12 protein-coding genes are annotated in these 12,100 nt (G+C 44.3%); all 12 read left to right on the forward strand.

What is annotated here, in order from left to right; all coding sequences use genetic code 11:
* The 12 genes from dxs (at position 1) to CEQ75_RS12455 (ending at position 12,095) form a co-directional block, all read left to right on the forward strand.
* A complete protein-coding gene (gene dxs, locus CEQ75_RS12400; protein ID WP_089611064.1) occupies positions 1-1,908 on the forward strand; it encodes a 1-deoxy-D-xylulose-5-phosphate synthase in 1,908 nt (635 codons plus the stop codon).
* Positions 1,905-2,747, forward strand: coding sequence for a TlyA family RNA methyltransferase (locus tag CEQ75_RS12405; RefSeq protein ID WP_089611066.1), 843 nt, complete (start codon positions 1,905-1,907; stop codon positions 2,745-2,747). The genes dxs and CEQ75_RS12405 overlap by 4 nt, the downstream gene beginning before the upstream one ends.
* Positions 2,748-3,071: 324 nt before the next feature.
* Complete coding sequence (locus tag CEQ75_RS12410) at positions 3,072-3,947, forward strand: NAD(+)/NADH kinase (RefSeq protein WP_089611068.1); 876 nt, start codon at positions 3,072-3,074, stop codon at positions 3,945-3,947.
* Entirely contained in the window at positions 3,919-4,515 is a 597-nt protein-coding gene (mnmM, locus tag CEQ75_RS12415; RefSeq protein ID WP_242965172.1) for a tRNA 5-(aminomethyl)-2-thiouridylate-methyltransferase MnmM, read from the forward strand. The genes CEQ75_RS12410 and mnmM overlap by 29 nt, the downstream gene beginning before the upstream one ends.
* Positions 4,512-4,964: an arginine repressor gene (gene argR, locus CEQ75_RS12420; protein ID WP_089611072.1), complete on the forward strand. Its 453-nt coding sequence runs from the start codon at positions 4,512-4,514 to the stop codon at positions 4,962-4,964. The genes mnmM and argR overlap by 4 nt, the downstream gene beginning before the upstream one ends.
* 34 nt (positions 4,965-4,998) lie before the next feature.
* The gene (recN, locus tag CEQ75_RS12425; RefSeq protein WP_089611073.1) at positions 4,999-6,432 is read left to right on the forward strand and encodes a DNA repair protein RecN; all 1,434 of its coding nucleotides are present in this window, start codon (positions 4,999-5,001) and stop codon (positions 6,430-6,432) included.
* Positions 6,417-6,692: a hypothetical protein gene (locus CEQ75_RS12430; protein ID WP_089611075.1), complete on the forward strand. Its 276-nt coding sequence runs from the start codon at positions 6,417-6,419 to the stop codon at positions 6,690-6,692. The genes recN and CEQ75_RS12430 overlap by 16 nt, the downstream gene beginning before the upstream one ends.
* A 220-nt stretch (positions 6,693-6,912) precedes the next feature.
* A complete protein-coding gene (spoIVB, locus tag CEQ75_RS12435) occupies positions 6,913-8,271 on the forward strand; it encodes a SpoIVB peptidase (protein WP_089611077.1) in 1,359 nt (452 codons plus the stop codon).
* Between the two features lie 119 nt (positions 8,272-8,390).
* Positions 8,391-9,161, forward strand: a complete 771-nt coding sequence (gene spo0A, locus CEQ75_RS12440; RefSeq protein WP_089611079.1) for a sporulation transcription factor Spo0A — start codon at positions 8,391-8,393, stop codon at positions 9,159-9,161.
* 269 nt (positions 9,162-9,430) lie between these two features.
* Positions 9,431-10,546, forward strand: coding sequence for a putative cytokinetic ring protein SteA (gene steA / locus CEQ75_RS12445; protein ID WP_089611081.1), 1,116 nt, complete (start codon positions 9,431-9,433; stop codon positions 10,544-10,546).
* Positions 10,547-10,591: 45 nt separating this feature from the next.
* Positions 10,592-11,269 carry a glycosyltransferase family 2 protein gene (locus CEQ75_RS12450; protein ID WP_089611083.1) on the forward strand — a complete coding sequence of 226 codons (678 nt, stop codon included), beginning with the start codon at positions 10,592-10,594 and terminating at the stop codon, positions 11,267-11,269.
* 10 nt (positions 11,270-11,279) lie between these two features.
* Positions 11,280-12,095, forward strand: a complete 816-nt coding sequence (locus CEQ75_RS12455; protein ID WP_157677452.1) for an MraY family glycosyltransferase — start codon at positions 11,280-11,282, stop codon at positions 12,093-12,095.
* Positions 12,096-12,100: the final 5 nt, after the last annotated feature.

Below are 12,100 nucleotides of genomic sequence, written 5' to 3' on the forward strand. Positions count from 1 at the left end.
ATGAGGCCTTTGGAAAATATCGAAGACGTCAAAGATATCAAGCATTTGTCCAATCAAGAATTAGAAGAATTAGCAGCAGATATTCGTGCTTTTATGATTGACCATGTCAGCCGCACCGGAGGACATTTAGCGCCAAGTCTTGGTGTTGTGGAGCTAACTCTGGTTTTGCATCAAATCTATGATTCTCCAAAAGATAAAATTATCTGGGACGTAGGACATCAGTCCTATTGTCATAAAATCATTACCGGCAGAAAATGCCGGTTTACTTCGTTGAGGCAGTATAAAGGATTAAGCGGATTTCCCAAAACCTTTGAAAGCGAACATGACTGTTTCAATACCGGCCACAGCAGCACTTCCATTTCTGCTGCCCTGGGTATGGCCATAGCAAGGGATCTCAAGGGAGAAAACCATAAAGTGATCGCCGTGATCGGGGACGGCGCCCTCACCGGTGGGATGGCTTTTGAGGCTTTAAATCATGGGGGAGATTTGCATACCGACCTGATTGTAGTACTGAATGATAATGAAATGTCCATTGCTCCTAACGTAGGTGCCATGTCCGGCTACCTAAGCCGCATGAGGACAGACCCCCGCTATGAGAGAGGAAAGGAAGAGCTTGAACAATTATTAAACAAAATTCCCAAAGTCGGACCCATGGTGGCCAAGACGGTGGAGCGGTTTAAAGATAGTCTCAAATACTTTGTCGTATCCGGCATGCTGTTCGAGGATATGGGGTTTACATATCTCGGTCCTATTGACGGCCATAATATCGGGGCCATGAAAACCGTTTTTTCCAACGCCAACCAGTTGAAAGGGCCGGTTTTGGTTCATGTGGTTACCAAAAAAGGCAAGGGCTATCCGCCGGCAGAGGCCAATCCGGATATTTTTCACGGGGTAGGTCCTTTTGATCCGGCCACCGGAAAGGTGTTCCAAAAAGAAGGCCCGCCTGCTTATACCAAAATATTTGGTGAGACCTTGATGGATTTGGCTAAGAACCAAGATAATATAGTGGCGATTACAGCCGCCATGCCCGGCGGCACTGGACTGGATAAGTTCTCCAAGAAATATCCTCAACGCTTTTTTGATGTGGGCATTGCCGAACAGCATGCGGTAACTTTTTCCGCCGGACTGGCTGCCCAGGGATTCCATCCTGTGGTGGCGATTTATGCTTCGTTTTTGCAAAGAGCATATGATCAGGTGCTCCATGATGTGGCTATGCAAAATTTACCGGTGACTTTTGCTCTGGACCGAGCCGGATTAGTAGGAGAAGACGGGGAAACTCATCATGGGATTTTTGATATTTCTATGCTGCGCCATATGCCCCGCTTGGTGATGATGGCGCCCAAAGATGAAAACGAACTGCGGGGCATGTTAGCCTGGGCGGTAAAATACCAGGGTCCTACCGTGCTTCGTTATCCCAGGGGAGCAGGTCAGGGAGTTGAAATCACTGAAGCTTATCCGGTGATCCAATTGGGGCAAGGTGAGGTTGTTCTAGAAGGTCATGATCTCACCATGATCCCGGTTGGCCCCATGGTTTATACGGCTCTTCAGGCGGCGGAACAGTTAAAGGAGCAGGGGATCAGTGCTGCGGTACTGAATCCCCGGTTTATCAAACCCCTTGATCATGAATTAATTGTGGAATATGCCAAAAAGACAAAACGCATCGTTACTATCGAAGAACATGTGCTGGCCGGTGGTTTTGGCAGTGCCTGCCTGGAATTATTAAATCTGGAAAACACAGGGGCCGAAATTTTCAATATCGGGCTGCCGGATGCTTTTATCGAACAGGGATCTCCCGCTCAGCTGCGGCAGGCTCATGATTTAACTGCCTCCGCCATCGCAGAAGGCGTGCTGAAAAAATGGACTTTCCCGGAGAAGCGAAAGAGGCCGGAAATAAGAGGTAAGGCATGAAAAAAGACAGGTTGGACAATATTCTCACGGAGCAAGGCTTCTTTCCCAGCCGGGAAAGAGCCAAGTCGGCCATTATGGCCGGTATTGTGCTGGTCAATGGGGAAAAAATTGATAAAGCGGGAACAAAAGTGGCGGTAGATGCTGAAATCAAAATATTGGGGAACCACTTACCCTATGTCAGCCGGGGCGGATTAAAACTGGCCAAGGCCGTCGAAGCATTTTCCCTGGATTTAAAGGACCTGATTATCCTGGATATCGGGGCCTCCACGGGAGGTTTTACGGATTGTGCTTTGCAGCAGGGCGCCCAAAAGGTTTATGCCGTGGATGTGGGCTATGGTCAATTGGATTGGAAGTTACGCCAGGACAGCCGGGTGATTGTCCTGGAACGTACCAATGCCCGCTATCTTACCTCCGAGCAAATTCCGGAAGCTGTGGATCTGGTGACTATTGATGCCTCCTTTATTTCTTTGGATAAAATTCTTCCCGTGATTAAAAATTTTCTCAAGCCGGAAGGCAGTATCGTGGCCTTGATTAAACCCCAATTTGAAGCCGGCCGGGATAAAGTGGGGAAAAAAGGTGTGGTGCGGGATCCCAAAACCCATCAAGAGGTCATCTCTCATGTACTGGAAGCCAGCGAAACCCATGATCTGTATCCCTGGGGACTGACTTTTTCACCGATTACCGGTCCTGAAGGAAATATTGAATACCTGGTTTTCTTAAAACGAATTCCTGCCCCAGCTTTCCAGACTGAAAGCATGGATGAAAAAATAAGAGCAGAAATGGTTGAAAATTTGGTCAAAGATGCCTTTCATCAATTAAAAGGGAAAGGAAAAATTTAGAATATAAGCCTTTTAAGGCTTTTTTCTTTATACTTTCAGAAAGTATAACTTTTAATTAAAAGGTTGAAAGTATAAGTGCAACTAAGGCTTCCGCTAAGCCTTCGGCTTGGCGTAAGCCAAGTTTTCTATATTTCAAGTTGCATAAATGCTGATAATTGATTAAAATTTATGCATAAACAGAGTTCTTTGCGTCAGGCGGAGTTTTTAACTCCATCTGAAGCGTAGAAATCGTTATCCAGGAACTTAGTGCCACTTATCTCACCGCAAGAAGCGGGGTTGTGGCAGTTAGTTATCGGATAAGCTGGATAGAGTGGAGCGAAGAAAATGAAATCAGTCGGCTTGGTCGTTAATATGACAAAAAAGAATGCCTCCCATGTTGCGGGTCAAATTGTTACCTGGTTACAAGAGCATAATATTTCGGCATATGAGCACGAAAGCCAGTATTGCAGTATTTCCAAGGATGTTTTGGCTGAAACAGCGCAGAAATTTAACGGGTTGGATGCGGTAATTGTTTTGGGCGGGGATGGTACCCTCTTAAACAGTGCCCGGCTGGTAGCACCCCATCAAATCCCCATTTTAGGCATCAATATGGGCAATATGGGTTTTTTAACGGAAGTGGATTTGGAGCATCTTTTTGAATCCCTGGAAAGGTTGGTCAAAGGAGAATATTCCTTGGAAGAGCGGATGATGCTGCACTGTGAACTAAAAAGGTCAGACAAGATCATTCAGGAATTTATTGCTCTAAACGATGTAGTGGTGGCAAAAGGATCCTTTTCCCGGATGATTTTGTTGGATGCCTTTGTTAATGACCAATATTTGGATACCTATTCCGCCGACGGCATTATTGTTTCCACGCCTACCGGTTCCACCGCCTATTCCTTGTCGGCCGGAGGCCCGATTGTGTTTCCGGAAATCGAATTGATGCTGATGACCCCAATTTGTCCTCATACCCTGTTTTCCCGTCCCATGGTGATTGGAGCCAACAATCAAATTCATCTGGTTTTAAATACCGATTCCGAGGATGTCATGCTAACCATTGACGGTCAAAACGGATATCGATTGGAACAAGGGGATGAGGTTATTGTGCAAAAATCTCCCCTCCATACCAGGCTGGTACGCTTGAACAGCAAATCATTCGCTGATGTGCTTCGGGCAAAACTGCGGGAAAGCGGTGGTTATCATAAAGAACCAAACTGTTAAATCCGCCGTGGAGTGGTCTCACCAATTTCTGGCTCAAGTGCTTGGACCAGGTTCTTTAGTGATTGATGCTACGGCAGGTAACGGCAGGGATACCCTCTTTTTGGCAGGTTTAGTAGGAAGGTCAGGCAAGGTTTATGCCTTTGATATTCAGGAAGAAGCCATTATGAAAACCAGGAAACTTCTTGATGATGCCGGGATGGAAAAACAAGTCTGCCTGTTCCATCAAAGCCATGAAAGGATGGATGAAGTAATTGGGGAAAAGGTAGATGCGATCTTGTTTAATTTAGGTTATCTGCCCGGAGGAGATACCCGGATTATTACCACCGCCGGGACAACCCTGGGTGCTTTAAAAAAAGCTGCTCTGCTGTTAAAGGATTATGGTCTTTTGGTACTGGTAGTCTATTGGGGGCATCCGGGGGGTCCGGCGGAAAGAGATGCAGTAGAGGGATGGGCAGCAGATTTATCCCCCAAAGAATGGGATGTAATGAAAATTTCCTTTCCCAATCATCATTTGGCTCCGTTTGTCATGATCATGCAAAAGAAGTCAGGGGAGGCATCTATACAATGAAAGCAGCGCGTCAACGAAAGATTCAGGAAATCATTGAACATGAAAATATTGAAACCCAGGGGGAACTGACGGAAAAATTAAAAGAACTGGGGTTTTCCGTAACCCAGGCAACTGTTTCCCGGGATATTAAGGAACTAGGTTTCTTAAAAGTTCCCACCGGCTTAAACAGCGGAAAATACAGCATCCATAGGCAAGCACCCAACCTTCATATCCTGGAAAGAACCAGAAGATTGTTCAGAGACAGCATCACCGATATGGATTTCAGTGAAAATATTATTGTGCTGCACACCCTGCCCGGAGCAGCCCAGGCTATTGGTTCCTGCGTTGATCATTTGGACTGGCAGGAAATTATCGGCAGCGTCGCCGGGGATGATACTGTTATTGTCGTGATCAAACCTCAGGATCAGGTAGGTGCGATTTTGAAAAAATTACAAGCATTGCTGGACTAAAGAGGATCAGAGAAAAATTGAGGGAGATCTTTACATGTTAAAAGAATTATATGTGGAGAATTTTGGACTCATTGAACAATCTACGATTCATTTTCTTCCGGGGTTTAACGTTTTAACCGGTGAGACAGGAGCCGGCAAATCATTAATCGTCGATGCCTTAGGTCTGATCATCGGCGGCAGGGGCTCCCAGGATTTTATTCGTTCCGGTGCCGATAAATTAGTACTTCAGGGTACATTTGAAGGTTCTTTCTCCCAGGACTTAAAGAACCTCTTGCTGGAGGCTGGATTCTCCTGGGAAGATGATACCTTGATTATCATGAGGGAGCTTGCCCGATCCGGCAAAAACACCTGTCGCATTAATTGCCGCACTGTTCCCCTCTCCTTTATGAAAGAGGTGGGCAAAAAATTGGTCAACATTCATGGTCAGCATGAACATGTGAGCCTCTTGGAAGAAGAAACCCAATTACTTCTCCTAGATCATTACGGTGGGCAGGAAGTTTTATCCTGGAAAGAAAAAGCCGGGGCAGCATATGCAAGAATTAAGGATTTGCGCCGGCAAAAAGAAAAATGGCAGGCGAAAACAGCGGGTGCGGCCCAAAAAGAAGATGATTTAAAATTCCTCATGGCTGAAATTGAACAGGCGGATTTAACCTTGGGTGAGGATGAGCAGCTGGAAAAAGAAAGAAAAATGCTGCAGCATAGTGAAAAAATCTCCATGGACAGTAAAATGGCTTATGAGAAACTGTATGGAGGCCGGGAAAAGGGTGCTGGGGATTTAATTAATGAAAGTGTGCAATTATTCCAGGAGATCGCTCTTTTAGATGAGCAGGCTGCAGGAATTTTCGAAAAATTAAATGACTTGAATTTCACACTTGAAGATCTGGTCCGAGAAATCGCTGATTACGCTGGGAACGTTTACAGCAACCCGGAACGATTGGATGAAATTGAACTGAGACTGCTCTTAATCAATAAGCTGAAGAAAAAATATGGGGCGACCATTCAAGACATCCTTACATATTATCGGGAAGCAGAGGAAGAATTAGCTGCCTTGGCCGAGGAGGAAACGGATTTTAAAGAAATTGATGCTTCCTTACATCAAGCGGAGGAATCATATCAGCATATTTGCAGCCATCTTTCACAATTAAGACATGAGGCAGGACAGGCCCTCTCCCAGGCTGTGACAGAGGAATTACATCAACTGCATATGAAGTCCGCGCAATTTTCCGTTTTCGTTACAGAAGCAGATGATGGACGGACAGGTAAAGATAAGGTGGCTTTTTTGGTCAGTCCCAATGTGGGAGAGGAAATGAAACCGGTGATCAAAATTGCCTCCGGCGGAGAATTATCCCGGATTATGTTGGGGCTCAAGGTGATCTTAAGCCAATTGGATCAAATCCCCACCTTGATCTTTGACGAAATTGACAGTGGCCTGGGGGAAAAGCAGTTTATAATGTGGCGGAAAAGTTAAAAACCATCGCCCGGTCTTGTCAGGTTATTTCCGTCACCCACGCGCCGGTGATTGCCGCTTTTGCAGATCAACATTTAAAAATTTCCAAAGAAGAAAAAGAAGGAAGAACCTTCACCGTGATCAGAAAATTAACCGGTGACCAGGTTGTACTGGAACTAAGCAGAATGCTCACCGGAGATCAGGTTTCGGAAGTAACTTTATCCCAGGCCAAAGAATTGCTGAAAATGGGAAATGACGGTAATGATATGCTACAAATATAATTCAATTAACATCTTTGATTTTAAGTGCCAATTGGGGCACTTTTTTATTTGCTGCGAAAAATTACTTAATAATCAAAAAGTGTAATCGGATATGGCTTTGAGCCATCTGGCAACAAAAACCTCACCTTGATGTTCTATTGAAGAGGATAAAAGAAAAATGAAAAGGTTAACTTAAGTTTAGCCAGGATATCAAATCAAATCAACGTGAGGAGTGATCAAAATGCCCCCCCAGCCACGCATCCTTCAAAAAGTTCTGCTGCTCATTATTATTTTCAGTACTTCATTTACTACCGCTTTTTATTCGTATTTTTTACTGCCCAGTGAACAAAAGCTTTCTGTAGGTGATGCCCTTAATCTGCCCCAGCTGCTGACCCCAGGAATTGATCATCATTTAAGTGTATATGTGGAAAGCAATAAAAACAATGTTCTTAAAATTAATGGTTACCCGGTTACGCAAAAAATATACAAATATAATGGTGAGCAGGCAGTAGTGACAGAGCCTGGGCAATTAAATCTGAGTTTAAAATTATTTGGCGTCATCCCCATTAAGAACATGATGGTTGATGTCCTGCCTGAGATTGAAGTGATCCCCGGCGGACATTCTGTAGGTGTTATGCTGCAAACCGAGGGTATTATGGCGGTAGGACATGCACCTGTTTATCGGAATGACGGAACCTATGCATATCCCGCCAAAGAAGCCGGTATTGAGTTAGGAGATAATATTTTAGCAATTAACGACAGCAAAATCAAAAATGAAAAAAATGCTGCTGAATTAATTCATCAATTCGGAGCAAAAGGAACATTGAAATTATTAGTGAGAAGAGATGGTAAAGAAAAAATAATTTCCGTTGAGCCGGAGTTTTGCCAGGACACGAAAACGTATCGCATTGGTCTTTATATCAGAGATAATGCCGCCGGGGTTGGTACGATCACCTTTTATGAGCCTAAAGGCAAAAAATATGGTGCTCTAGGTCACATGATTGCTGATTTGGATACCGTTGATCAAGCGGAAAAGGGCCGCATTGTGAAAGCGGACATTCAGGGCATTAAGCCGGGAAAAAAGGGCGATCCTGGGGAAAAAATCGGCCTCTTTGATGGCAAAGAATTAGAAGGAAATATAGAGATTAATTCTAATTTTGGGATATTTGGAAAATTAGAAGAACCCTTGGTTAATCCTTTCTTCAAAAACGGCATTTCCATTGCATTATCCAATCAAATATCCGAAGGCCCTGCTGAAATAATTACCGTCATTGCAGGAGACAAACTGGAAAAATTCGACATTGAGATTGAACGTGTCTTGCCTCAGCATCAACCTACAGGTAAAGGATTAATCATTCAGATTACAGATCCCAAGCTTTTGAAAGCGACAGGCGGAATTATCCAGGGTATGAGCGGCAGCCCCATCATACAGGGGGGAAAACTGGTCGGTGCCGTAACTCATGTCTTCGTCAATGACCCCACCAAAGGATATGGCTGCCTGGCGGAATGGATGATTTTAGAAGCAGGAATTGTTCATAAAGAAGCAGCATCCTTCCCGGAGATTATGACGAAATCTCCGGTTTTTATGTTTAATTTGTAAGAATAAAAACACTATTTCAAAAGTGTGTTTGGGAGGAATACCATCTTAAGCTGTCGAACAATAAACAATGGAAAAAATAAACATAGAAAAATATATGTTTTGAAGGCGGGGTAATTATTATGGAAGAGAAAGTTAAAATTTTAATCGCTGATGATAATCGGGATTTTTGCGAAATTATGAAAGATTATCTTCAAAACCAAGATGATTTTCAATTGTGCGGAATAGCTTATAATGGTCTTGAAGCCTTGGAATTGGTGGAACAGACAGAACCTGATGTTTTGATTTTGGATATCATCATGCCCCATTTGGACGGCATCGGAGTGTTGGAAAAACTGGACTATCTTTCAATTCACGGAAGACCAAAAGTCATTATCCTTTCTGCTCTGGGACATGAATTAACGACCCAAAGAGCAGTGCAATTAGGTGCAGATTATTATGTCCTGAAACCTTTCGATCTGGAGGTGCTGGGTAATCGGGTACGCCAACTAGCATGGGGAAAAGCAAGCGCTCCGGCACCCTCCTTACCTGTTAAAGCCAAAAATTTGGATGCGGAGGTAACCAATATCATCCATCAGATGGGCGTTCCGGCTCATATTAAAGGCTATCAATATCTGAGAGATGCGATTTTAATGGTCATTGATGAAGTTAGTCTTTTAGGAGCCATTACCAAAGAATTATATCCAATGATTGGCGAAAAATATAATACCACGGCCAGCCGGGTAGAGAGAGCAATCCGTCATGCCATTGAACTGGCCTGGGATCGTGGCAATGTGGAAATGATGAACAAATTTTTTGGTTATACCATTAACGTTGACCGGGGCAAACCCACCAATTCGGAGTTTATTGCCATGGTGGCAGATAAATTAAGAATTTCACAGAAGCTGGCTTAGTTTATTTATTCAAATACATATAATCTATTCGTAATGAACCTAGTAATGAACCTATTAAGCATTACGAACCTTAACCCACCGAACTTATATCTAAAAACTATATCTGAAGTGAACATTTACTATGTACAAACCTCTGTTTTTACTTATGATCATAAGTGAAATATGGAGGTTTTCTTTTTCTTCTTATATAAGGACCGAGGTTTTCCAATCAGTATAAATTTTGGTTATTAATCACATACTAATTAAAATTTTGGTTGGTGAAAAGGCCCATGAAAGGAAAGATCAGGCGGGGTTTAAGAACAAAAGAGCTTGTAAAAAGCCTAGAACCCCATGAAATTGCAGTCATCGTCCATGAAGATATTGATGAGCTGGCGGCACGAGCTTTAGTGGCGGCAAAAGTGCAAGGAGTCATCAATACCGCCGCCAGTATTTCGGGGAAATACCCCCATCGGGGGCCGGAAGCCCTCCTCGATGCCGGCATTCCTGTCCTTGACCAAGTGGGCAGAGATTTTTTTGACCGGGTTGATGATGGCCTGGAAATTGAAATCAAAGGCGGGGAAATCTTTGCCGGAGGTCGTTGTCTGGGTCATGGTCAACTCTTATCCAGGAGAGTCATCCAGGAAAAAGCACATCTGGGAGAAGAACACTTTAACCTTCAATTAGGAAAATTTATTCATAATACTATTGAGTATGCCTCCAAAGAACAGGACCTGATCGGCCGGGATTTGGTTCTGCCGGAAATGAACATGGAATTCCGCGGCCGTCACACCCTGATCGTGGTGCGGGGGAAAAATTATCTGGAAGATTTAAATGTGATTCGGCCCTATATCAACGAGGTGAAACCGATTCTCATCGGTGTGGATGGGGGTGCCGACGCCCTCAGAAGCTTTGGTTATCAGCCTGATTTAATTATTGGAGATATGGATTCCATCTCAGATGCGACGCTCAAATGCGGGGCGGAACTTCTTGTCCATGCCTATGGGGACGGCCGGGCACCGGGCATGGATAGAATCGCCGCCTTAGGTTTAAAAGCGAAGGTGCTGCCTGCTCCCGGGACCAGTGAAGATGCGGCGATGCTTTTGGCTTATCAATTGGGCACGGAATTGATTGTGGCTGTGGGCAGTCACTCCAATGTTATTGATTTTTTGGAAAAAGGACGTCAGGGAATGGCCAGTACTTTTTTGACACGCCTGAAGGTGGGCTCCATTTTAGTTGATGCCAAAGGAGTGAGCAAGCTTTATCGTCAAAAACTAAAAATTCGTTATATTGTCCTGCTTGTGATCGCTGCCCTGATTCCTTTTTTTATTTACAGCTTTATCTCACCGCAGGTTTCCCAATTCCTGAGGCTGCTTTATATGAAATTACGCATTCTGATTAAAATGTAGCAAGAGGAAATGGGAATATAAAATTATAAGAATTCAGGTGAAACCATGGAGGTAAGTCTTCTGATTCCCGCTTACAATGCCGGTGCTTTGATTCAACAGACGATCCAATCCGTCCAAACTGCATTTCCTGATTTTAAAGAAATCATCGTCGTGGATGACGGCTCCCAGGATGATACCAAAATAAAAGCGGCAAATGCAGGCGCCCGAGTGCTAAGGTTGGAAAAAAATAGGGGTAAGGGCAATGCCTTGAATCAAGGGGCACCTTTGGTACAGGGAGAGATCGTAGTTCTGCTGGATGCAGATCTGGGGGAAAGCGCAGCCATGTTTATGCCATTATTAATACCGGTGCTAAATCAAAAAGCCGATGTGACCATCGCAAAATTTCCGCCCCCTCCCATTAAGGGCGGTTTTGGATGGGTAAAGGGGTTGGCCCGGCATGGCATTTTTTCTTTAACGGGAAAAAATATTGTCTCTCCTTTATCCGGGCAAAGGGTGATGACCCGGGAGGTTTTCCAAAGCCTTTTACCCTTTCAGGAGGGTTTCGGCGTAGAAGTAGGTGCTGCCATTGATATCCTGAAGCAGGGCTGGCGATGGGAGGAAATAGAGATTGATAATCTGCATCATGCTTATACAGGGCGTAATTTAGGCGGTTTTTTACACCGGGGCCGGCAGTTTTATGATATCTCCCGGACTCTTATCAAGAAATCAGGAGAAAGATCATAGGGAATATAAGATGGCAAACATTATCTTTTTTATCATCGCCTTTACAATTTCTTATTATATTACGCCCAAGATTTTGGAGATGCTGAGCAGGGGAGGCATCAAGGAAAAGAATATCCGGGGCAGGACCATCCCTGTTGCGGCAGGCATTATTTTTACTGCCGTGTTGGCGCCAGTCTTTTTCCTGCAAGCTTTATTTTTTGATTATGGGACGGAAGCTTATATGTACCTGGGATTTGTGACCTTGGTTTCTTTCGCAGGTTTCGTGGATGATGCCGCCGGAACCGGGGAGAGCAAAGGATTTTCCGGACACTTTTCTTATCTGTTGCATCAAAAAAAATGGACCACCGGGATTTGGAAGGTGGCCCTTTGCGGGATCACAGCTGCTCTGGCATCCCTTGTCTTCAGTAATTCCTGGTATGATTTGATCATTAATACGCTCCTCATCGCCCTGATGGCAAATTTCTTCAACCTTTTGGATGTCTGTCCGGGGCGCAGCATTAAAGTTTTTTTGTTGGGTTCCCTTTTGATCATGGTTTTTCTTCCTTCGGATACTGTGAATATTTTGCTGCTTCCTTTATTAGGCGCAGTAGGTGCTTATGCCATTTATGATTTTCAGGGCCAAGGGATGATGGGTGATGCCGGATCCAATGTGCTGGGTCTGGCCTTGGGACTCACCCTGGTGGCCGCAGGAAGTCTAAGTTTGCGGGTGGTGACACTTGTTCTTCTTGTGCTCCTGCACGGAGTTTCTGAAAAAATTTCCTTTTCAGAGATTATCAAAAACAACAAAATGCTTGATCAGCTGGATCGCTTGGGAAGGAGAGATTAAAGCAA

The sequence above is a fragment of the Dehalobacterium formicoaceticum genome, assembly GCF_002224645.1.
Taxonomy (GTDB): Bacteria; Bacillota; Dehalobacteriia; order Dehalobacteriales; family Dehalobacteriaceae; genus Dehalobacterium; species Dehalobacterium formicoaceticum.